The organism is Streptomyces sp. NBC_01707 (assembly GCF_041438805.1).
Lineage (GTDB): Bacteria > Actinomycetota > Actinomycetes > Streptomycetales > Streptomycetaceae > Streptomyces.
The window spans coordinates 4,855,739-4,876,744 of the sequence record NZ_CP109190.1; the positions used below are offsets into that span (position 1 = coordinate 4,855,739).

The following is a 21,006-nucleotide window of genomic DNA, read 5'->3' on the forward strand; positions in this document are numbered from 1 at the left end:
GCTACGCGGTGACTCCGTCCGTTACGTTGCGTCCGCTGGCGGTGGAGACGTCGAACTGTCCGGTTACGGCGGCGGTGATCAAGGCTTGGCGGCGTTCGGCAATAAAAGATTTCTTTCGCGCGATGGCAGACAAGAGCCTTCGGTTTTCGTGCTCATGCGCGCTCACGCGGCGTGCTAGGTCTCGCCGTCCGGAATCAGTTTCCGGAAGCCAAACCGTGAAATGCGTGATATCTGACATGTTCAAAGCGGGCTGAGCGGCGGCACCACTGGTGGCGAGTTCTGCCTGAATTCTGAAGTCGCGACTGCGCACCCAGGAAGCGATCATCTGAGGAGAAATCCCCGAGGCCAGCTGAACGCGGGCCAACGCGCGGCTTATGTTGAAGCCGTCGATTTCAGGAGGTGCCACATCACACCGACCGATCGTCGCTCCAACCACGGTGATCAGCAGATCGCCAGGAGAGATGCGTGTCCGCTTGTACTCCTGGGCCTGTTCATCTTCGATCCTGGGCAGTCTGTCGAGATCCATATCTAGCCTCCCGAGATCGCTGACGCGAATCAAGGGGACACCGACATCTGCGAACTTCGGGACCAGTACTCCATAGCATGGGTTGGACTGCATGAGGTGCCGGAAGCGATACTCCCGGCGTCCATCTCCTTGGGTGAAGAACTGGGTCATGAGTGCTTCGGAACGTTCGCGAAGCAGAGTAACCTGCCGCGCCCCTAGCGTCGCAAGGTTGTCGATGCGGGAGGTCTCGGTGTCGAGGAAGTCGGCGATGCGGCGCTGCTCCGCTGCTTCGGGGGCCCGCAGCGCAATGTTGGAATAACGCTCAGCGTTGAAGTTCTGAATGGTGGACGCGACGGCCTCCGAGTGCACGACCTCCTGGAAGGGCAGAGACTGGGTCGCGTAGTAAAGGAAGCGCGGATCGACATCGTTCCGGGGACGGAATCGAATCAGAAACCCCGCAAAAGTCTGCCCGTTCGCCTCGCGCGGAACCAGGAACGAGCGGCCCAGCGTTCCGCTCCGGGAGAGCAGGACATCGCCTGGGCGGAGTCGATGGCGGGGTTCCACTACCAAATCGACGTGGACGCCGTTCTCCGGAGCAGAAAGCGATCCGTCGGACGAGATGTCGGAGGTGCGGATCAGGCGTACGCCGGACTGGCTGTACTGATCTGCGGAAACGTTGAGACCATATTGGCCCGTGTCCATGCACAGATGCTTCAGACGCGTGTCGACCCAGCTCATTCTGTCACCTCCCCCAAGAGCTGCTGAATCTCCGCCTCCAGCGACTTCAACTCCGCGTCGATCTCCGCCAGCGGCCTCGGCGGCTTGTACACGTAGAAGTGCCGCGTGAACGGGATCTCGTAGCCGATCTTGGTCTTCGTGTGGTCGATCCACGCATCCGGCACGTGCGGCAGCACCTCGCGCTTGAGGTACCCCTCGACGTCCTCGCCGAGCGGGACGTTCTCGTAGTCGCGCAGGTCCGTGTCCGGCTCCGGTTCGCCCTTGACCTTCTGGACCTCGCCCTCCGGGTCCCGGACGCCGACCGCCTCCCGTACCGCCTTTGCGAACGGTGCTCCCGTGGGCCACGTCAGGCCGGCCGAGACCACCGCGTCCTTGAGCGCGATGAACGCCTCGGACTTCGTCGTCCAGGACGAGCCGGTCAACGTACGCACCGCCGCGACGAATTCCTCGCTCCGCTCCAGCTTCGCGACCGGCTTGGCCTCCGCCAGCGCCGCCAACGTCTCCTCCGTCGCCTCGAAGCCCAGCTTCAGGGGGCGTTCGACGGTGATGCGCTGGTAGCCGAAGTCCTCGTTGACGAAGACCTTGACCTTGCCGTGCAGCGGGTGCTCGGGTTCCTTGGCTACCTGGACGGCCTCCGCGTACAGCCGGGTGATGTCGGCGATGTGGTCGGGGCGGCCGTTCGTTCCGTCGCCGAGCTCCTTACGCTTGTCGCCGAGCGACTTGCGCATCTTCTGCCACTGGTCGCGAGCGTCGAGCAGGACGACCTTGCCCTTGTGGTCGGCGTCCTTGCGGTTGGTGAGGATCCAGAAGTACGTGGAGATGCCGGTGTTGTAGAAGAGCTGGTCCGGGAGGGCGACGATGGCCTCCAGCCAGTCGTTCTCCAGGATCCAGCGGCGGATGTTGGACTCGCCGGACTCGGCCGCGCCCGCGAAGAGCGGGGAGCCGTTGAAGACGATGGCGATGCGGGAGCCGCCCCCGCCGTTCACGTCCACCGGCTTCATCTTCGAGATCATGTGCTGGAGGAAGAGCAGCGAGCCGTCGTTGATGCGCGGCAGGCCTGCGCCGAAGCGGCCGGCGTCGCCGAGCGACTTGTGCTCGTACTCGACATCCTCCTTGACCTTCTTCCACTCCACGCCGAACGGCGGGTTGGCGAGGATGTAGTCGAACGTGCGGCGGGCGTGGCCGTCGTCGGAGAAGGAGTTGCCGAAGCGGATGTTCTCGGGGTCCTGGCCCTTGATCATGAGGTCGGAGCGGCAAATCGCCCAGGACTCGGGGTTGAGCTCCTGCCCGTACACCTCGACCGTCGCGTCCGGGTTGAGGGCCTTGATGCGGTCGTCGGCGGCGCTGAGCATGCCGCCCGTGCCGCAGGCCGGGTCCATGACCGTGCGGACGACACCGGGCAGGCTGAGGGCGTCCGCGTCGGGCGCCACCAGCAGGTTGACCATCAGCTTGATGACCTCGCGCGGGGTGAAGTGCTCACCCGCGGTCTCGTTCGACTGCTCGGAGAAGCGGCGGATCAACTCCTCGAAGATGTAGCCCATGTTGTGGTTGGGCACGACATCAGGGTGCAGGTCGAGGTCGGTGAACTTGCCGATGACCTGGTAGAGGAGGTTCGCGCCGTCGAGCTTCCTGACCTGCTGGTTGAACTCGTACTTGTCGAGGACCTCGCGGGCGTTGTCGGAGAAGGCGCCGACGTAAATCTGCAGGTTCTTCGCCGCGTTCTGCGGGTCGGCCGCGATCTTCCGCAGCGTGAGGTCGCTCTTGTTGTAGAAGGATTGACCCGAGGCGCGGCGCAGGAAGTGGTCGGTGTCGATCTCCTGGCCTGCGAACTTGGCGACGGTCTCGACGACCTTCTCGCGCGTCGGCTCCAGGACGCATTCCAGGCGGCGCAGCACGGTGAGCGGCAGGATGACCTTGCCGTAGTCGGACTGTTTGTAGTCGCCGCGCAGGAGGTCGGCGACGGACCAGGCGTGGTTCGCCAGCTCCGTGTGCTTGCTGCTGTTCAAGAGGTCCCGGCTTCCTTCCGAAGAGCACCGTCCGAGCGTGGGACGGCAGGGATCCAGTGTGGTCGTGTGCGGTGGGTCGCGTGGGGCGTTTCAGGCGGAACGGCTGTCCGGGGTGTGCGGTGGCAGGAGTACGCCGGCGGTGAGGCCGGTGGTCAGGGTGGCCGCGGTGTCGGCGGCGAGGTCGGCGGTTCGGCGGACGGCCGCGCGCAGCTCGTACACGCGGCGGAAGGCCTCCCCGTAGCGCCTCTGCTCCTCCAAGGGCAGCAGCGGTACGCGCAGGCGGCCCGGTGTGACGTGCACGAGGGTGCTGCCGGTGGACGCGGAGGCGATGTTGTCCTCGGCGCCGAGGAATCCGGCCAGGAACCACGGGTCGAGGCGGGCCGGGTCGGGGCGCAGTAGGTGGATGTGTGGACCGAGCAGTGCTCCGGCGTCCTGGTCCTCCGCGACCCGGGTCATCACGGCCGCGTCGCCGCCGCCCGCGAGGGCGCGTACGAGGACGTCTCCGGCGGCGACGGGTTGCGCGGCGTCAGCGTGGATGTCAACGGCCCCGCTGGACGGTGGGTTTCCGAAGGAGATGTCCTGGGCGGTGAGGACCGGCCGGTCCACGGTGCGGGCGGCGGGTCCCTTGGAGCCTCGTGTGCCGGGCGTCGCCGTCCGCAGCACGGTCAGTGCCCCGCCGCGTGCCAGGTCGGAGACGGTCGCCGTACGCCACTCGCGGGCTGATGCCCCGGACGGCTGCCACCCGCCGGACGCGGAGGCGGCCGCCAGGGCGGCGACCTGCTCGGCCAGTCGGCCGTGCAGGTCGTGGACGCGCCCGGCTAGGGCGGCCGGGTCGATGTCGGCCGCGGTCGCCCGCACATGGCGGGCCGGGGTGACGTCGACGACATCGTCGAGGAGGTCGACGAGCGGCACCGCGCGAGCGACGCCGGGCTCGTCGGCGTAGGTGTCGGGGGCGGTGGTGAACGCGGCCCACTGGCCGAGGACCCGGTCGGTCAGCCCCGCCCAGTCGAAGGAGGAGACAGAGGCGGAAGAGGCAGGGGCAGAGGGGGCGGCGGAAGAGGAGGAGCCGGATCGGCGAGGGCGCGAGCCACCACGGGCGCCGGCGCCGGCCGTGGCCGTATCGGTGGTGGACGGCGTGCCCGTGGCGCTGCCCCGCTGTTCACCCTCCCCGTCGACGAACAGGACCGTCGTACGGTCCGTGCCGCCCGGCTCGGGGCGTTGGAACACCCAGACCTGCAGGCCGATGTGGAGCGGATACGCGGCACGCGCCGGAAGTGAGACGACGGCGCGCAGGGCCCCGCCGCGGATGAGTTCCCCGCGGATGCGGCGGCCGGAGGAGCGGAAGGCGAGAGCGGGCGGCAGCAGCATGACCGCGTGGCCGCCGGGCTCCAGGTGCGCGAGAGCGTGTTGTACCCAGGCCAGTTCGGATTCGAAGCGCGGCGGGAGTCCGTACGCCCACCTTGGGTCGTAGGCCAGCTCGTCATGACCCCAATCGCGGTCGCCGAACGGCGGGTTGCACAGGACTGCGTCCACCGTGACGTCGGGGAAGGCGTCGGCGCGCAGGCTGTCGCCGACGCGGATCGCCGTCTCGGCCTCGGGCGCGGCGAGCAGCAGCCGGACCGCGGTGCGCTGGCCCTGGACGGGGAGCGAGTCCTGCCCGAACAGCTCCTGTGCGCCCTGCCGGGCGGCGGCGGCGAGCAGCGTGCCGCTGCCGCAGGCAGGGTCGAGGACGCTGGACGCGCCGGCGGGCAGGAGCCGTGCCATGAGCAGGGCCAGGCCCTCCGGGGTCTGGTAAACGCCGCTGGCAGCGCCCTCGTCCAGTTCGCGTTCGGCGAGAACGTCGACGGCGGCCTGTGCCCCCACCTCACGGACGCAACTCAGCAGCGCGCGGACCGCGCCCGCGTCGTCCGGACCGTAGCGGACCGGCTCGGCCTCGGGCACAGCGGCTGGGAGCTCGCCCGCGGTCTTCTCCGCTTGGGCGATGAGCTGGTCGTCGGGCGCGGCGGCTAGTTCGGTCAGCTCGTCGGGCGTGCGGCGGGACGCGGCAGCCACCAGCGGGAACAGTCGCGCGGCCACACCCGAGCCGGGTCCCAGTAGCCGTAGCGCCGTACGCAGCTCCTCGGTGGGCGAGGCGGTGGAGGTGTGCCCGCGTGCCCGCAGCCATGCCTGGACGGCCGGCAGGTCGTAGAGCGGGCTGGTTTCCGTGCCTCCGCTGGGGGCCGGGAAGTCGTCGTGGCGGCGGCGCCAGTTGCTGACGGTGGCGCGCGTGACCCCTGCGATGCGGGAGATCTCGGCGGCTGTCACGTGCGCTGAGGGCGCCAGTTGGGCTGGTGGCTGCTGGGGCATGGCGTGGGGTTCCGCACCTCTCGGGCCAGTCGGATAGTGGACGGTTAACAGAATACAGCGGTCGTCAAGTCCGACAAGCTGTTTGACGATGCTTTCAGTGTCATGCTTATCTAGTCCTGCTTCCGAGTGGAAGCGGCGGCCCGAGGCGCTCTGCTGAGTCCGTGCCGCGCATCCGATCTCTTCAGCTCCCTGCCGATCCCAGCGGGCGTCACGCGCCGCCTGTCCTCTCTCCCACTGCCCCCGAGGGCTACCTGCTCGGAAAGGAAGTCAGCCATGACCATCACTGTCGACTCCTCGCGCCTCTCCCTGGTGCGTGAGGAGTCCACTTACCTGGCGATCCGCACCAGCCAGGGCGGCCGGACCGTCTACACGACGCGCATTCCGCTCGCCGACCTCTCGGTCATCCTCACCATCCCGGACCCCGCCAAGCCGGACCCGGACAACCGCAAGGTGGACATCGCCCACGCCAAGGGCTTCGGCCAGTACCTCGCCGACAACCCCAGGTGGGTGGCTCCGGCCCTCCTCATCCGCGACACCGGCGGCTGCCGCTTCGAGCCGATCAGCGAAGACGGGTCGGTCGGCTACCTCACCGTCCCGTGGTCCATCGGCGGCATCGGACGCCTGATCACGATCGACGGCCAGCACCGCATCCTCGGGGTCCACCTGGAGAAGAAGCGCATCACGGACGAGGTCTCCCGCATCGACCGGGAGATCCACCGCGCCAACGATGCCAAGAAGGCGAAGCTGGAGCAGGACCGCGCGGCGCTGATCGGCCGAATGCAGCGACTCAAGGACGAGTTCGTCGGCATTGACATCTACGTGGAGCCCGACGGCGTCAGCGGCCAGCAGATGTTCGTCGACGTCGCGGACAACGCCAAGGGGATCTCCGGTGCCGTCCGGGCCCGCTTCGACACCTCGCGCATCGCCAACCGCACGCTCAGCGACATCGTCGTCCACCCCCTCTTCCTGGGCAAGGTCGACATCGAGCGGGACCGGATGACCCTGATCAACCGCAACCTGATGGGCGCCAAGCACGTCGCCGACATCACGCGGGCCGTCATCGCCGGTCCCGGTGGCCGTGTCAGCAAGAAGGTCGAGTCGCTGACCGACAACGAGGTCATCGAGAGCGTCCGCGGCTTCTTGGATGTCATCTCCATTGCTTTCACCGCGCTCGCGGAGATCACTGAGGAGGACGTGGACAACTACGATCCCTCGCTCTCCGTCAAGAAGAAGAACGAGCCGCCGGCTCCCCCCACCAAGGCCATGAGGCTGCGCGAGTCCTCGCTTCTGGGCTCGGTGGGCATGCTCCGCGTCCTGGGCGGCGTCTACCGCAACCTGAAGGAGGACGGAGCCGAGGACGGTGACATCCAGGAGTTCTTCAAGCGGCTCGATCGGCACATGACCGCTCCCGTCACCGAGGACAGCATCTGGCGCACCACGGACGCGAACGAGGACTTCGAGCCGAACGCTTCCGCCCCGATCATGCGTCAGCAGAACGTCGTGCACCTGACCAAGGTGATCACGGACTGGTACAAGAAGGCCCCGGCTGCTATCTGACCCACCAGCAACACCGGTGCCCCTCCGCAATCTGGCGGATTCCAGGGGTCATTGCACCGCAGTGATGGCGCCTGACACACACGACCAAGCTCGGCGGGCGTCACGCGCCGCTCGCCCTCTTTCCCGCTGTCCCGTCGCGAAGACAAGGAGGCAAACTGTCATGGGTCGTCGTTCTCCCCTCGCCCACGCACCGCGCCCCGCCACGTCCGCTTGCCGTCAGGTGTGCGTGAACGAAAAGGTCAAGGCCGTCGCCGGGCCGATCGTGCTGGCCACGGACGCCTCGGTCGGCCCGGACCGGGTGGCCTCCGGCCACCTCGCCACCACCGGCCACACCGGTCTGCGCGCCCACCTCTACCCGAAGCACCTCGTACGACCCCGCTCCCGCGTGGTCGTCACCGAACTGCGCGCCGTGTACTGGGGCCTCAAGGCGGTCCTCCACGCGCACCCCGGCCGGCCCATCGAGGTCCGCGTGGACAACCTGCAGGCGCTGCGGCACCTGCACAGCTGGCAGCAGGGCGGGACGGACATGCCCGAGGGCTACGACACCCACCTGCGCTCCCAGGGCCGCCGGCCCAGCCTGGTCAAGCTGCAGTTGCTTGCCGAGTACACCCCTCACTTGACCTTCGTCCATGAGAAGGCCCACGCCGGTCACCCCCTCAACGAGGCCGCCGACTCCCTGGCCAAGCTCGGCCTGCGCTGCGTGCGCGGCACCGTCCCGCGCACCGAACTCCCGCGGTTGGTCCCGCTGTGGGCTACAGGCGCCCTCGCCGCCTGGGCCGCCTGACGCACATTCCAGCTTCACAAGTCACACGCACCCGCAAGGTGCATCTACATCCCCTGGGGGGACCATGAGCCAGCAGCAGTACCCGCAGCAGCCCCAGCCCGGTTGGGGCGGCCCGCAGCAGCAGGGCTACGGCACTCCGCCGTTCCAGCCGCAGCCGCCGAAGAAGTCGAAGGCAGGGAAGATCGTCGGCTTCGGCTGCCTCGGCGTCGTCGCCCTCTTCGTTCTGATCGGCGTCGTCGCCGCGGCCACCGGCGGAAACGGCGACTCCACCGATACTGGCGCCAAGGACAAGGCCGTCACCGCCGGCCGCACGCCGGAGTCCGACAAGGCCGAGGCGACGCCCGCGCAGAAGACGAAGACGCAGGCGGAGCAGTTCAAGGCCTGCGTCGCCAAGTCCGGTACTGCCACGGAGAAGAAGGCCGTCCAGCACGTCACGAAGGTGACCGGCGCGGACAAGCGGAACGACATCCTGGACTCGGCTGAGGTCTACACCGACTTCAAGGGCGGGCTTATGAGCGACAACCAGGGGGACGCGAAGCTCATCGCCTCTGCGTTCACGTCCTGCTACGAGTCCAAGAACGGGCTCGTCAGCGTCTACGGCCAGGATGGCGACCTCATCGCCAACGCCAACTACTGATCTCTTCGACCAAGGCCGTGGCGGGGCGCGGCGGCAGCTCATTCTTCAGCGGCAAGTGGACTGACACCAGGGCCGGCTGACTGGCTGCCCGAGCGGGTCAATACGCCTTCGAGTACGGCGGCGAGGCGATGCTCCGCCGCCTCCGCGCCGCCCCCAGCCACGACCTGCTGCGTGGTGTTCACCCTCCGATTCCTTACCTCAAGGACAACCGTGAACCGATCCAACGTCATTGCCATTGCCGCCTGCGGGTTGACAGCCCTGTCCGTCGCCGCGGCCACGGTGGACCACGTCAGTACCCACTCTGCGCTCGCCGCCGCCCGCCGCCAGGCGGCTGCTGCCGACCACCGTGCCGATCAGGCCGAGTCCCGCCCGCCCAAAATCGTCACCCGTACGGTCACCAAGACTGTGGACAAGCCCGTCTTCGGCCGCTCGACGCTCCTCGGCGCATACGCGGCCGGCGTGATATCGGGGGGCGTGTACGCAGACGACGGCAGCATGACCTACACCGCGAGCGACAGCACCTGCTCGCAGGAGTACGCCCAGATCTCCCAGGAGCCCACCGGCGGCAACATCCACCGCGACGCCTTCATGAAAGCCTGCCTGACCAACGTCAACGACACCGCCAAGACCGACCCCGCGCCCTGACCGGCGGCGCTCGGCGCCGATCCGAAGGTCACAAACATGGGCTTGTTGGGTGCGGCTCCTCTCTACGAGGCCGCCGACTCCCCCGCCGGGCTCAGTGTGCACTGAGTGCGCGCCGGAGTACCGACCCCTTTGCGCACCCTGCGCGGCAGTGGCGAAGTCGGTCTCCTGCACGGCCTCGTTCGCTTCGACGGACCGCACCCGTCACGACCCCACGGTGCTGGCGCGCTCTCGCCTACGCGGGGGTGATGCGCGGCTGGGATCACAGCCACATCGGAAACCTCTACCACGAAAACGAATGCCCGGCATACGCCGCTCACCTGGAGAGGATCACACGTGACTACTCGTAAGCTGCTCGCCGCCATAGCCCTGATAGCCCTCCCCCTCGGTACCGCCTGCACCGCCGCACCCCAGGCCACTGCCCCGTCCCCGTCCGCCTCGGCGACAACCACCTCCCCGGAGCCGGTGTCGGACCCGACCACGGAGACCCCGGCGTACGCCGACCCGAGCCCCTCCGACTTCACGATGAAATTCAAGATCAAGCGGAAGCACTGCTTCGGCTCGGCCGGGTGCAACGTGGACGTGGAGCCGGATCTGTCTTACAAGGGCATCTTGTCCATCGACCCGGACAAGTCGTATGAGATCACGTACCAGATCAACGGTGACGAGAGCGGGCCGGTCATCGAGACGATCAGCCTGACCAACGGGACGTCGATGGAGTACTACCCCTCATCGTTGTCCACCGCGAGTTCCCGCACCAAGATCACCGGCAAGGTCACGGACGTGGCAGAGACGAACTGACGCCCCCGTTCCCCGCCGGCACGGGGTGACCTTCATTTGGACACGCGGTGAGATGCGCCATGACTGGCGGCGCTTGGTGCCGGTCTGCGGGTCAAGCACCGTGGTCGCGCATCGCTGCGTGCGCCGTGGCGCCGCGTGCAGCAAGTGACAGCCGGGGAGTTCGCCGGCCCGGCCGAGCGCAGGGCCTCCATCCCGCCCTCGCGCCAGGCGCGGCGATCCGCTTTCGGGATTCGAACCCGAGACCTACGCATTACGTGCACGGGCCCCCATCTGGCCCCCATGAGCCGATTCGGAGCCGAATCAGGCGTGTGGTGTAGACCACGAGTCGATCAAGGTAACGACAAAGGGCCAGGTCAGAGGTGCTGACCCGGCCCCTTTTCTTGAGCCCCCTATCGGATTCGAACCGATGACCTACGCATTACAAGTGCGTTGCTCTGGCCAGCTGAGCTAAGGAGGCAACGCGCACACCAAAGCCGCGCGCGCAAGTTCCCTCACTCTACACAGCGGCTCGCCTCCCGATCCACGAAGTTCTTCCGCGTCCGCGACGACCTGGCCGGTGCGAGATATCCGTCCCCCTCGAACTACTGACAGATTCTTAATGGCCAGGTAGCGTCGCTCTGGGTTCACGCAAGTGGACCAGACCACTCCCTTACTCGGATCGTCCGGCACGTTCCTGCCGGTGGAGGAGAAGATTCAGCATGGCCAGTGTCACGTTCGACAAGGCGTCCCGCGTCTACCCCGGCTCCACCAAGCCCGCCGTGGACCAGCTGGAGATCGACATCGCGGACGGTGAGTTCCTCGTCCTCGTCGGTCCTTCCGGTTGTGGCAAGTCGACCTCCCTGCGCATGCTCGCGGGTCTCGAGGACGTCAACGGCGGCGCGATCCGCATCGGTGACCGCGACGTCACGCACCTGCCGCCGAAGGACCGGGACATCGCCATGGTGTTCCAGAACTACGCGCTCTACCCGCACATGTCCGTCGCGGACAACATGGGCTTCGCGCTGAAGATCGCCGGTATCAACAAGACCGAGATCCGGGCGAAGGTCGAAGAGGCCGCCAAGATGCTCGACCTCACCGACTACCTGGACCGCAAGCCGAAGGCGCTCTCCGGTGGTCAGCGTCAGCGTGTCGCGATGGGCCGCGCCATCGTGCGTGAGCCGCAGGTCTTCCTCATGGACGAGCCGCTGTCGAACCTCGACGCCAAGCTCCGTGTCTCCACCCGTACGCAGATCGCGTCGCTCCAGCGCCGCCTCGGCATCACGACCGTGTACGTCACGCACGACCAGGTCGAGGCCCTCACCATGGGTGACCGCGTCGCGGTCCTCAAGGACGGTCTGCTGCAGCAGGTCGACTCGCCGCGCAACATGTACGACCGCCCGGCCAACCTCTTCGTCGCCGGCTTCATCGGCTCCCCGGCCATGAACCTGGTCGAGGTCCCGATCACCGACGGTGGCGTGAAGTTCGGCAACAGCGTCGTCCCGGTCTCCCGCGAGGCGCTCACCGCCGCCGCGGACAAGGGTGACACCACGGTCACGGTCGGTATCCGTCCGGAGCACTTCGACATCGTCGAGCACGGTGGCGCCGCCGCCAAGTCGCTCTCCAAGGACAGCGCCGACGCCCCGGCCGGCCTGGCCGTCTCGGTCAACGTCGTCGAGGAGCTCGGCGCCGACGGCTTCGTCTACGGCTCCGCACAGGTCGGCGGTACGGACAAGGACCTCGTCGTCCGCGTCGGCGGCCGCGCCGTGCCGGAGAAGGGCACCAAGCTGCACGTCGTGCCGCGCCCGGACGAGCTGCACGTCTTCTCGACCTCGACGGGTGAGCGTCTCGTCGGCTGACGTCGCGCACAACGCCGTACGACGGCCCCGCACCCCTCGTGGTGCGGGGCCGTTCGCGTATCCGGGCGCATGTCGAGGTTTGGGCGACGGGACCCCGGGGGCACCGCCAAATTCCCCGGTACTTCGGTCATTTCGCCTGTGGCCGTCAACACGGAATTCGAAAAGTACCCTCGAACCATCCCCCGCAAGGGTGACGAAATGTCGCCAAATCATCACTGCCCGCTACGCTCGCTGCGTGACCCACACCGCGCGCCGCATCGGCCGAACTCTCGCTCTCGTCCTGCCCGTCGTCATGGTCCTCTCCGGGACCCTCGCGGTCACCCGTGTGCCGTGGGCAGCGCACAACTCCGAGTCGCAGGTACTCACCGCGTCGGCGGAGACCGTATCGAAGAAGCACGCCGTGGCGCGCGCCCCGCAGGACGTGCTGCGCGACCGGCTGCTCGTGGAGCTCCGGCAGAAGGACCCGGGTACCGCGCTGACGGATCTTCAGCGGACCGTCGAGGGGCGCCCGTCGCTCGCCCGGCACTGCATGTCGATCGCCAGGGCGTTGGGCCGGGCAGCGGTCGAGCAGTACGGTCCCGCGCGGGCGCAGCGGTTCTCCCGTCCCGTCTGTGACACGTCGTTCGCCTCGGGTGTCGCGCAGTTCAGCTGACCGGTGCGGAACGGGCACGGCATATCGTGCCTGGCATGCATACGTATCCGACGCAGGCCGTGATCCTGGCGGGTGGCCAGGGGTCGCGGCTGCGCCCGTACACCGATGACCGCCCCAAGCCGATGGTCGAGATCCCGGGAACCGGGACCCCGATCATCGGCCATCAGCTTTCCTGGCTGGCCGCGGAGGGCGTGACCGATGCCGTCGTGTCGTGCGGTCATTTCGCCGAGGTGCTCCAGGAGTGGTTGGCCGAGGCCGTTCTGCCGCTCCGGGTGACCACTGTGGTGGAGTCGGAGCCGCTCGGCCGTGGTGGGGGTCTCAAGTACGCCGCGACCCGGCTGCCGGATCCTTCGGAGCCCTGGTACGCGACGAACGGCGACATCTGGACCCGTTTTTCGCTGCGTGAGATGGCGGCGTTCCATGCGGAGCGCGATGCGACCGCCACGCTGGCCCTGGCCCGGCCGAGGATCCCGTGGGGTGCCGTGGAGACGGATGCGTTCGGGCACATCACGGACTTCATCGAGGCGCCGCCGTCGCCGTATCTGATCAATGCGGGTGTGTACGTCTTCTCGCCGACGTTCACGACGCTGCTGCCGGACCGGGGCGACCATGAGCGGACGACGTTCCCGCGGCTGGCCCGTGAGCGTCGGCTGGCCGGGTATCCGCTGCCGCTTGGGGCGTACTGGCGGGCCATCGACACGGCGAAGGACCTCACGGAGGCGGCGCGGGAGCTGGACGGCCCGCAGGCCCGCTGAGGCCGGCCGAGGACAAGGGGTACGGAGGAGGGGCGGTCGCCGGGTTCGCGGTGGCCGCCCCTCCTCCGTGTCTGTCGGACGCCGGGCTTCAGCCGAGCAGGCCGCCGATCGGGTTGCGGCCGCCGCCCGACGTGCCGCCGGACGTCGATCCCGTGGAGCCGCCGTCGTTCGAACCGCCGCCGGTGGAGCCGCCGCCCGTGCCGGTGGAGCCGGACGAGGTCGGTCCGGAACTGGTGGTCGGGGGCTGCTGCGGGGTCGTCCGGGGCGGGGGCTGCTGGCCGGTGCCCTGCGTCTGGCTGGGCTGTCCGGCTCCGGCGGCCTGGCCGGATTCGCGGCCGGTGTCCGTGCCGGGCGTGGACGCCTGCGCGGACGGGGTGGCGGAGCTGGACGTCGAGGGTGACGGCTTCTGTCCGGCGGGGGTGTGCGACGCCTGGCCGCCGGTGGACTCCTGCGGGAGCGGGGTTCCGGGGAGCTGGTTGGTCGGGTTGTCGTGGGGGCCGGGCACGGTGACGACCTCGGAGGAGCGGACGGCGCCGCCGAGCATCGAGCCGACCAGAAGCGTGAGCCCGACGACGACGGTGGCGACGACTGCGCCGCGGCGCAGTACGCGGCGGCGCAGGTCCCAGATCGTGGAACGCGGCCCGAGCCTGCGCCATGCCTCGCCGGCCAGCCGTCCGTCGACGGAGTAGACGGGGGCGCCCGCGATGATCAGCGGGCTCCAGGCGGCGAGGTAGATGATGTCCGGCGCGTCGTAGACGGCGACGGTGCGCCAGCTGACGGTGACCAGCAGCGTGGCGGAGAGCAGGGCGCCGACGGAGGCGGCGACGCGCTGCCACAGGCCGAGGACGGTGAGGACGCCGACGACGACCTGGAGGAAGGCGACGGTGAGTCCGGCGCCGACGGGGTGGGAGAGCGCGAAGTCCCGCAGCGGTTCGGCGAGTGCCCAAGGATGCAGTGACGTCAGCCACTTGACCATGGAGCCGCGGTCTCCGCCGTCGAAGTACACGGGGTCGCAGAGCTTGCCCATGCCGGCGTAGATGGAGATGAAGCCGAGGAAGACCCGCATGGGGAGGAGTACGACCCCGAGGTTCATCCGGCGGCCGGGGTAGTACGCGTGCCGGACGGTGTCCGTGCCGTGGCGGTGCGACCTGCTTCCGACGGTTTCGCCGAACTCGTCGTCCTCGTACCGCTCTTCCTCGTACGGTTCCTGCCCGTACGGACCGGTGTCGACGGCGTCGTAGGCGCCGACCGCCTGCCGCATGGGCGGCAGCAGCGGGCCGTTGCCGGTGCGGCCGGGCTGGTGGGGTGCCGTGATGACGGGGTTCGGCTGGGTCTCGTCCAGGCGCGGGATGACCTGCGTGGCGCCCGGGCCTCGTCCGTCGTCGAACTCGGAGCCGTACGAGTTGTACGAGTCGTACGATCCGTACGAGCCGTCGGGGCGGCCCGCGGTGGAGTTCCGTACGGCCTGGAGGAGTCCGGTGGCGCCGGGGTCGCCGGGGGCGGACTTGCCGCTCCACACGACGGGCGAGCGCCGGCCGCGCCCCGCACCGGGGCCGCTCATGGCGGGGATCCTGACCGAACCCGCGGGAGCGGCACCACGCAGCCGTGCGTGCCGGCTGGGCGCGAGCTGCACCCGGAAGCTGGCGTGGTTGACGATGACCTGCGCAGGGTCGCAGTCCACCTTGGTCATACTCAGGGCGGGTAGTTCGTCGAACCGAGGCGTTCTGGTGTCCACACTCATCTAACCGAGTGATGTGTGTTTAGGACACTGCCTTGACGGACCCGATGTGTCCGAGGCCCGTCAACAGGTGGTGGCGGGTGCACGCTCCGTCGGCCGACGTCCGACCGGGTGCTTTTCCGGGGAGCGATTACTCGCGTTACTGCGGCGGGCGTAGGGGAATTGGCTCTCCCGCTCCGTCGGTGCGAGGGGCGCGTCGGATGGCGGCCGGTGCCTGCGCTTCCCGGCGCACCGGTTCGTTCCTGTTCGTCGACCCTGCCGACGGCGCCACGCCGGCCGTCGAGGGCCACTGACCGGTCCGGTCGGCCCGGACCGGTCACCCGCGGCGCGTCAGGCGCGGCGGCGTGCCGTCTCGTACAGCACGATGCCTGCCGCGACACCTGCGTTCAGCGACTCCGCGCCACCCGGCATCGGGATCCGCACCCGGTAGTCGCAGGTCTCGCCGACCAGGCGGCCCAGGCCCTTGCCCTCGCTGCCGATCACGATGACGACGGGGCCGCCGAGGGCCTCCAGGTCCTGCACGGTGTGCTCGCCGTCCGCGGCGAGGCCGACGACCGTGATGCCGGCCTTCTGGTAGCCCTCGAGCGCGCGGGTCAGGTTCGTCACCCGGGAGACCGGCGTACGGGCCGCCGTGCCCGCCGAGGACTTCCAGGCGCCCGCGGTCATCCCGGCCGCGCGGCGCTCCGGCACGACCACGCCGTGGCCGCCGAAGGCGGAGACGGAGCGGACGATCGCACCCAGGTTGCGCGGGTCGGTGACCCCGTCGAGCGCGACGATCAGCGGGTCCTCGCCGTTGTCGTACGCGGCGGCGGTGAGGTCCTCCGGGTGCGCGTACTCGTAGGGCGGGACCTGGAGGACGAGGCCCTGGTGGTTCAGGCCGTTCGTCATCCGGTCGAGCTCGGGGCGCGGCGCCTCCATCAGGTTGATGTTGCCGCGCTGGCCGGCGAGCTGGAGCGCCTCGCGGACCCGCTCGTCGTTGTCGATGTACTGCTGGACGTAGAGGGTGGTCGCCGGGACGCCGTCGCGCAGTGCCTCGTAGACCGGGTTACGGCCCACGACCATCTCGGACGTGCCCTTGGCGCCGCCACGCCGCGGGGCGGGTCGGCGAACTGCGGCCTGCCGGGCCTGGGCGTTCGCCACCCGGTTCTTCTTGTGTCCCTTGCGGGCGGAGGCGGGCGGCGTCGGTCCCTTGCCTTCGAGACCACGGCGTCGCTGGCCACCGCTGCCGACCTGCATGCCCTTCTTGTTGGACGTGCGGCGGTTCCTGCGCTGGCTGTTCCCGGCCATGACCTACCTGTTTCGTTGCTTAAGACGTGCGTACGTAATGAAAGTGTGCCGCCCGGATCGCCGGGCGGCACACGGTGGGGACTACTGGCGCGGGCCGAGTGTCCATCGTGGGCCGGTCGGGCTGTCCTCGATGACGAGGCCCGACTGGTTGAGCTGGTCTCGGATCGCGTCGGCGGCGGGCCAGTCCTTGCGGTCACGGGCGGACTGACGCTGGTCCAGGACGAGGCGTACGAGTGTGTCGACGACCCCGTGCAGGTCCTCGCCGCGGTCGCCCTCGCCCGCCCAGTGCGGGTCGAGCGGGTCGAGGCCGAGGACGCCGAGCATGGCCCGTACCTCCGCGAGCCTTGCGACGGCCGCTTCCTTGTCGTCGGCGGCGAGAGCGGAGTTGCCCTGCCGGACCGTGGTGTGGATGATCGCGAGCGCCTGCGGGACACCCAGGTCGTCGTCCATCGCCTCGGCGAACGCGGGCGGCACCTCGGGGGCGGCCGCGACCTCGCCGCCCGCCTTCTCGATGACGCGCTGCACGAACCCCTCGATCCGCGCGAACGCGGACTCGGCCTCGCGCAGTGCCTCCTCGCTGTACTCGATCATCGACCGGTAGTGCGGTGTGCCGAGGTAGTAGCGCAGCACGATGGGGCGCCACGCCTTGACCATCTCGCTGACCAGTACGGAGTTGCCGAGCGACTTCGACATCTTCTCGCCGGACATGGTGACCCAGCCGTTGTGCACCCAGTACTTCGCGAACTCGTCGCCGTAGGCCTTGGCCTGGGCGATCTCGTTCTCGTGGTGCGGGAAGATCAGGTCGATGCCGCCGCCGTGGATGTCGAAGGCGGTGCCGAGGTACTTGTGCGCCATGGCGGAGCACTCCAGGTGCCAGCCGGGCCGGCCGCGGCCCCACGGGGTCTCCCAGCTCGGCTCGCCGTCCTTGGCGACCTTCCACATCGCGAAGTCGCGCTGGTCGCGCTTGCCGGTCTCGCCGTCGCCGGACGGCTGACGCAGATCGTCCAGGTCCTGGTTGGAGAGCTCCAGATAGCCGGGGAACGACCGCACGTCGAAGTAGACGTTGCCGTCCGCCTCGTAGGCGTGACCGCGCTCGATGAGGCCGCGCATCATCTCGATCATCTCGGTGATGTGGCCGGTCGCGCGCGGTTCGTAGGTGGGCGGGAGGCAGCCTAGGGCGTCGTAGCCGGCGTTGAACGCGCGCTCGTTCTCGTACCCGATCGACCACCAGGGTCGGCCCTGCTCGGCCGACTTGTTGATGATCTTGTCGTCGATGTCGGTGACGTTCCGGATGAACGTGACGTCGTAGCCGCGGTACTCGAACCAGCGGCGCATGATGTCGAAGTTCAGACCGGACCGGATGTGCCCGATGTGCGGGGCGGCCTGGACAGTCGCGCCACAGAGGTAGATCGAGACACAGCCCGCTGTGAGCGGGACGAAGTCACGGATCTGCCGGGCGCTGGTGTCGTACAGGCGAATAGTCACCCCTCAAGGGTAGTGGGCCCGCACCAGTGCCCCGCGACCCATTCGGGATCGCGAGGACAACTTGTGACAGGGACGATCCCCGAACGGGTCCTCAGATACGCCCGACGATCTTCTCCGGGGTGATCCGGACGACGACACGCTCGTCGTCGTCGTCGGAGGCGGGGTTGAATTCCGCGTACTTCTTCCCCGTGTACTTCACGGACAGTTCGTCGATGAGTTCGTCGCCGCCCTCCGTGGTGAGAGCGGCGACGCCGCGGATCTCGGCGTAGGTGTACGGGGCGGCGAACGGCTGGACGACGACGGAGACGCGCGGGTCGCGGCTCAGGTTCTGCTCCTTGCGACGGCCGCGCGTCGTCGAGAAGAGGACGTCGTCGCCGTCCCTCTTCACCCAGACAGGGGACAACTGGGGGCTGCCGTCGGGCTGGATGGTGGCGACGGTCACGAAGACGGGGGTGTCGAGAAGCGACCTGAGCTCTTCGGAGAGTGCGGCGGTCATGGCGTACGTCCTCCAGGGGAAGGGGGGTGCGTGCAGTGCTCCTACACGTACCCCCGACCGGCCGACGCCTCCCCGTCTTCCCGGACCACCCACCCGGAAGGTGGGTGCCTGGACTTCCCGCGGGCAGTGGCACACATGACGGGTCGGTCCTCGTCGCCGGTTTCCGCGCCGGTTCCGAGGAGACGTCCCGGAGGGGCGCCGCCGCCACCTGTCGGTCAGCGGCGGCGGTGCCCTACCGGGTGCGTCGTCAGCCCGTCCGGTAGACGAGGGCCGTCGCGAGCCCCGCGAGCCCCTCCGCGCGGCCCGTGAAGCCGAGGCCGTCCGATGTGGCGGCCGACAGCGAGACGGGCGCGCCGATCGCCTCCGACAGCACCTTCTGCGCCTCGTCGCGCCGCTTGCCGATCTTCGGCCGTACGCCGATGACCTGAACCGCGACGTTGCCGATCTCGAACCCCTCGGCGCGGACGATCCGTGCGGCCTCGGCCAGCAGGGTGACGCCCGCGGCGCCCGACCATTCGGGGCGCCCCGTGCCGAAGTGCCGGCCCAGGTCGCCGAGGCCGGCGGCGGAGAAGAGCGCGTTGCAGGCGGCGTGGGCGACGACGTCGGCGTCGGAGTGGCCGGCGAGACCGGGGCCCTCGCCCTCCCAGAGCAGGCCCGCGCACCACAGTTCGCGGCCTTCCTCGAAGGCGTGGATGTCCGTGCCGATACCGACCTGCGGAATCACCGGTGCGTGCTCAGAACCCATCGTTCGCCCTCCTGCGCGCGAGAACCGCCTCGGCCAGCACCAGATCCAGCGGCCGGGTCACCTTGAACGCCTCTTCGTGCCCGGGTACGACGACGACGGGCGCCCCGAGCTGTTCGACCATGCCCGCGTCGTCGGTCGCGCCCTCGCCGTCGAGGGCGACCGTCGCGTGGGCGCGGACCAGGGTGTCCCGGTCGAAGCCCTGCGGGGTCTGTACGGCGCGCAGCCTGGACCGGACGGGAGTGCCGAGTACCGGTTCCGGCTCGCCGGCCGCGCCGGGCTCGACCTCCTTGACGGTGTCGGCGAGCGGCAGTGCGGGTACGACGGCGGGCGCCCCGTCCCGTACGGCCTCGATCACCGCGTCCACGGTGTCGACGGGCACCAGCGGGCGGGCCGCGTCGTGGACGAGGACGACGGAGATGTCCTCGGGCAGGGCGTCGAGGCCGAGCCCGACCGATGCCTGGCGGGTGTCCCCGCCCGGCACGACGACGTAGTCGGTGCGTTCGGGCAGGGCGTGTTCGTCCAGCAGGTTCTTGACCTCGGGAGCGCCGTCCGGTGGTGCGACCACGACCACCAGGGAGACGGACCGGGACGCCGCCATGGCCCGTACCGCGTGGATGAGCATGGGCGTCCCGCTCAGCGCGCGGAGCGCCTTGGGGGCGCCCGGGCCGAGCCGTACGCCGCGGCCGGCGGCGGGAATCACCGCGGCGGTGCGGTACGGACGCGATTGATCAGACATCGGTTGCACTCCGAAGCATCAGCATGTTTGTTTCCACGGCCGACATGGGTATGGCCACAAGCGAGCCGGGCGCGACGCTTGACTTGACCGGGACCCTTTCCGTGATCCCCGGTCGGTGGGGCAGCCGCATCGGCCGCTCGGGGTCGGCTGTGCAAGATCGCAAGCAAGATATCGAAAGGTATCGACGAGGTGGTCCGGAACCGATTCCGGACATGCCGCAGCGCCCGACGACACACCGTGAATACGGTTGGTCAGCGGGCACCGCGGCACATTTATTTACGACCGGTGCGATCCGGGTCAGGACGCGAGGACCTCGTCGAGCAGAGCCTCGGCCTTGTCTTCGTTCGTGTTCTCCGCGAGAGCGAGCTCGCTCACCAGGATCTGCCGAGCCTTGGCGAGCATGCGCTTCTCACCTGCGGAGAGTCCACGCTCGCGCTCACGACGCCACAGGTCGCGCACCACTTCGGCGACCTTGATGACATCGCCGGAGGCGAGCTTCTCGAGATTTGCCTTGTAGCGCCGGGACCAGTTCGTCGGCTCTTCGGCGTACGGCGCGCGCAGCACCTCGAAGACCCGGTCCAGCCCCTCCTGCCCGACTACGTCGCGCACACCCACGAACTCCGCATTGTCCGCCGGCACACGAACCGTCAAGTCGCCCTGGGCGACCTTGAGCACCAAGTAGGTCTTGTCCACGCCTTTGATCTGGCGAGTTTCGATAGCCTCGATCAGCGCGGCCCCGTGATGGGGATAGACCACGGTGTCGCCAACCTTGAACGTCATGTGACAGGTACCCCTTCCGTGGCTATCAAGAGTAACACGAGAACGGCTTCTCCTGAATGGCGTTTTCGCAGGTCAGGGCATATCTCGGGGCTTGACAACAGCAACACGGACGTGCTGCGGAAGGCTCCCGGGAGACGGTATTCGCAGGTCGGAGCGGCTGTACGGGCGGGGTGAAACGCGCGCGTTACACATCCTCGAACCCGCTCCGAAGTGGTTGAACGTCCCGGTTTGCCGGATTCCAGATGGCGGACTTTCCGTACTCCGTTCGGAGATCGATCACCCGTACGGACCTAAGTACCGATGGCCAATGAAATTGATCACCGCCCGGCCGCCGCGGAGATTATGTGCAAGGAATGCGCCAAGGTCCGGATAATTGATCAAGCCCGTTATGTGAACGGCGCGCAAATCGCGAGGCGGGGAGCGGCGCGGCGATCCGGTGGGGGCTCCGGTGGTGATGCCCGGGCCGGTAGGGGCGGGTCGG

At 68.7% G+C, this 21,006-nt stretch carries 19 protein-coding genes and 1 tRNA gene; 8 read left to right on the forward strand and 12 right to left on the reverse strand.

Going from position 1 to position 21,006, the window contains the following annotated elements; genetic code table 11:
* Nucleotide 1: 1 nt before the first annotated feature.
* The 3 genes from OG963_RS21795 to OG963_RS21805 form a co-directional block, all read right to left on the reverse strand.
* Nucleotides 2-1,243, reverse strand: a complete 1,242-nt coding sequence (locus OG963_RS21795; protein ID WP_371799358.1) for a restriction endonuclease subunit S — start codon at nucleotides 1,241-1,243, stop codon at nucleotides 2-4.
* Nucleotides 1,240-3,249, reverse strand: coding sequence for an N-6 DNA methylase (locus OG963_RS21800; RefSeq protein ID WP_371799359.1), 2,010 nt, complete (start codon nucleotides 3,247-3,249; stop codon nucleotides 1,240-1,242). The genes OG963_RS21795 and OG963_RS21800 overlap by 4 nt, the downstream gene beginning before the upstream one ends.
* A gap of 90 nt (nucleotides 3,250-3,339) precedes the next feature.
* A complete protein-coding gene (locus OG963_RS21805; protein ID WP_371799360.1) occupies nucleotides 3,340-5,553 on the reverse strand; it encodes an N-6 DNA methylase in 2,214 nt (737 codons plus the stop codon).
* Nucleotides 5,554-5,868: 315 nt separating this feature from the next.
* On the opposite strand from OG963_RS21805, the gene OG963_RS21810 reads away from it, so the two are divergent.
* The 3 genes from OG963_RS21810 (at nucleotide 5,869) to OG963_RS21820 (ending at nucleotide 8,573) form a co-directional block, all read left to right on the forward strand.
* On the forward strand, nucleotides 5,869-7,152 hold the full coding sequence (locus OG963_RS21810) for a DNA sulfur modification protein DndB (protein ID WP_371799361.1): 1,284 nt from the start codon (nucleotides 5,869-5,871) through the stop codon (nucleotides 7,150-7,152).
* Between the two features lie 226 nt (nucleotides 7,153-7,378).
* The gene (locus OG963_RS21815; RefSeq protein WP_371799362.1) at nucleotides 7,379-7,936 is read left to right on the forward strand and encodes a ribonuclease HI; all 558 of its coding nucleotides are present in this window, start codon (nucleotides 7,379-7,381) and stop codon (nucleotides 7,934-7,936) included.
* A gap of 64 nt (nucleotides 7,937-8,000) precedes the next feature.
* The gene (locus tag OG963_RS21820; RefSeq protein ID WP_371799363.1) at nucleotides 8,001-8,573 is read left to right on the forward strand and encodes a hypothetical protein; all 573 of its coding nucleotides are present in this window, start codon (nucleotides 8,001-8,003) and stop codon (nucleotides 8,571-8,573) included.
* A gap of 38 nt (nucleotides 8,574-8,611) precedes the next feature.
* Here the strand turns inward: OG963_RS21820 and OG963_RS21825 are convergent, their stop codons facing one another.
* Nucleotides 8,612-8,755, reverse strand: coding sequence for a hypothetical protein (locus OG963_RS21825; protein WP_371799364.1), 144 nt, complete (start codon nucleotides 8,753-8,755; stop codon nucleotides 8,612-8,614).
* 28 nt (nucleotides 8,756-8,783) lie between these two features.
* On the opposite strand from OG963_RS21825, the gene OG963_RS21830 reads away from it, so the two are divergent.
* Together OG963_RS21830 and OG963_RS21835 are read left to right on the forward strand one after the other, a co-directional pair.
* Nucleotides 8,784-9,218, forward strand: a complete 435-nt coding sequence (locus OG963_RS21830) for a hypothetical protein (RefSeq protein ID WP_371799365.1) — start codon at nucleotides 8,784-8,786, stop codon at nucleotides 9,216-9,218.
* Nucleotides 9,219-9,551: 333 nt separating this feature from the next.
* Nucleotides 9,552-10,016: a hypothetical protein gene (locus tag OG963_RS21835; RefSeq protein WP_371799366.1), complete on the forward strand. Its 465-nt coding sequence runs from the start codon at nucleotides 9,552-9,554 to the stop codon at nucleotides 10,014-10,016.
* Between the two features lie 383 nt (nucleotides 10,017-10,399).
* On the opposite strand, the gene OG963_RS21840 is transcribed toward OG963_RS21835, so the two are convergent.
* Nucleotides 10,400-10,473, reverse strand: a tRNA-Thr gene (locus OG963_RS21840).
* 241 nt (nucleotides 10,474-10,714) lie between these two features.
* On the opposite strand from OG963_RS21840, the gene OG963_RS21845 reads away from it, so the two are divergent.
* From OG963_RS21845 to OG963_RS21855, 3 genes are all read left to right on the forward strand, one after another.
* Nucleotides 10,715-11,851: an ABC transporter ATP-binding protein gene (locus OG963_RS21845; protein ID WP_030929515.1), complete on the forward strand. Its 1,137-nt coding sequence runs from the start codon at nucleotides 10,715-10,717 to the stop codon at nucleotides 11,849-11,851.
* A gap of 235 nt (nucleotides 11,852-12,086) precedes the next feature.
* Nucleotides 12,087-12,503 carry a hypothetical protein gene (locus OG963_RS21850; protein WP_093773469.1) on the forward strand — a complete coding sequence of 139 codons (417 nt, stop codon included), beginning with the start codon at nucleotides 12,087-12,089 and terminating at the stop codon, nucleotides 12,501-12,503.
* 35 nt (nucleotides 12,504-12,538) lie between these two features.
* Nucleotides 12,539-13,258, forward strand: a complete 720-nt coding sequence (locus OG963_RS21855) for a nucleotidyltransferase family protein (protein WP_030977824.1) — start codon at nucleotides 12,539-12,541, stop codon at nucleotides 13,256-13,258.
* A gap of 88 nt (nucleotides 13,259-13,346) precedes the next feature.
* On the opposite strand, the gene OG963_RS21860 is transcribed toward OG963_RS21855, so the two are convergent.
* From OG963_RS21860 to OG963_RS21890, 7 genes are all read right to left on the reverse strand, one after another.
* A complete protein-coding gene (locus OG963_RS21860; protein ID WP_093931228.1) occupies nucleotides 13,347-14,948 on the reverse strand; it encodes a DoxX family membrane protein in 1,602 nt (533 codons plus the stop codon).
* A gap of 378 nt (nucleotides 14,949-15,326) precedes the next feature.
* The gene (rlmB, locus tag OG963_RS21865; protein WP_030929505.1) at nucleotides 15,327-16,283 is read right to left on the reverse strand and encodes a 23S rRNA (guanosine(2251)-2'-O)-methyltransferase RlmB; all 957 of its coding nucleotides are present in this window, start codon (nucleotides 16,281-16,283) and stop codon (nucleotides 15,327-15,329) included.
* Between the two features lie 81 nt (nucleotides 16,284-16,364).
* Nucleotides 16,365-17,768, reverse strand: coding sequence for a cysteine--tRNA ligase (gene cysS / locus OG963_RS21870; protein WP_093773473.1), 1,404 nt, complete (start codon nucleotides 17,766-17,768; stop codon nucleotides 16,365-16,367).
* A 91-nt stretch (nucleotides 17,769-17,859) separates the two neighbouring features.
* Nucleotides 17,860-18,264 (reverse strand): PPOX class F420-dependent oxidoreductase, encoded by a 405-nt coding sequence (locus OG963_RS21875; RefSeq protein WP_030929498.1) that lies wholly within the window; start codon nucleotides 18,262-18,264, stop codon nucleotides 17,860-17,862.
* A 247-nt stretch (nucleotides 18,265-18,511) separates the two neighbouring features.
* Complete coding sequence (ispF, locus tag OG963_RS21880; protein ID WP_030929495.1) at nucleotides 18,512-19,009, reverse strand: 2-C-methyl-D-erythritol 2,4-cyclodiphosphate synthase; 498 nt, start codon at nucleotides 19,007-19,009, stop codon at nucleotides 18,512-18,514.
* Complete coding sequence (gene ispD / locus OG963_RS21885; RefSeq protein WP_030929492.1) at nucleotides 18,999-19,745, reverse strand: 2-C-methyl-D-erythritol 4-phosphate cytidylyltransferase; 747 nt, start codon at nucleotides 19,743-19,745, stop codon at nucleotides 18,999-19,001. The genes ispF and ispD overlap by 11 nt, the downstream gene beginning before the upstream one ends.
* A 297-nt stretch (nucleotides 19,746-20,042) precedes the next feature.
* Nucleotides 20,043-20,525, reverse strand: coding sequence for a CarD family transcriptional regulator (locus tag OG963_RS21890; protein ID WP_006380568.1), 483 nt, complete (start codon nucleotides 20,523-20,525; stop codon nucleotides 20,043-20,045).
* Nucleotides 20,526-21,006 lie beyond the last annotated feature (481 nt).

Excerpts from the sequence above, each read along its gene's own strand:
- OG963_RS21810 (WP_371799361.1), top strand. The coding sequence starts at position 5,869 with ATGACCATCACTGTCGACTCCTCGCGCCTCTCCCTGGTGCGTGAGGAG.
- OG963_RS21855 (WP_030977824.1), top strand. The coding sequence starts at position 12,539 with ATGCATACGTATCCGACGCAGGCCGTGATCCTGGCGGGTGGCCAGGGG.
- OG963_RS21795 (WP_371799358.1), bottom strand. The coding sequence starts at position 1,243 with ATGAGCTGGGTCGACACGCGTCTGAAGCATCTGTGCATGGACACGGGC.
- ispF (WP_030929495.1), bottom strand. The coding sequence starts at position 19,009 with ATGGGTTCTGAGCACGCACCGGTGATTCCGCAGGTCGGTATCGGCACG.
- OG963_RS21890 (WP_006380568.1), bottom strand. The coding sequence starts at position 20,525 with ATGACGTTCAAGGTTGGCGACACCGTGGTCTATCCCCATCACGGGGCC.
- OG963_RS21875 (WP_030929498.1), bottom strand. The coding sequence starts at position 18,264 with ATGACCGCCGCACTCTCCGAAGAGCTCAGGTCGCTTCTCGACACCCCC.
- OG963_RS21860 (WP_093931228.1), bottom strand. The coding sequence starts at position 14,948 with ATGACCAAGGTGGACTGCGACCCTGCGCAGGTCATCGTCAACCACGCC.
- OG963_RS21845 (WP_030929515.1), top strand. The coding sequence starts at position 10,715 with ATGGCCAGTGTCACGTTCGACAAGGCGTCCCGCGTCTACCCCGGCTCC.
- rlmB (WP_030929505.1), bottom strand. The coding sequence starts at position 16,283 with ATGGCCGGGAACAGCCAGCGCAGGAACCGCCGCACGTCCAACAAGAAG.
- ispD (WP_030929492.1), bottom strand. The coding sequence starts at position 19,745 with ATGTCTGATCAATCGCGTCCGTACCGCACCGCCGCGGTGATTCCCGCC.
- OG963_RS21820 (WP_371799363.1), top strand. The coding sequence starts at position 8,001 with ATGAGCCAGCAGCAGTACCCGCAGCAGCCCCAGCCCGGTTGGGGCGGC.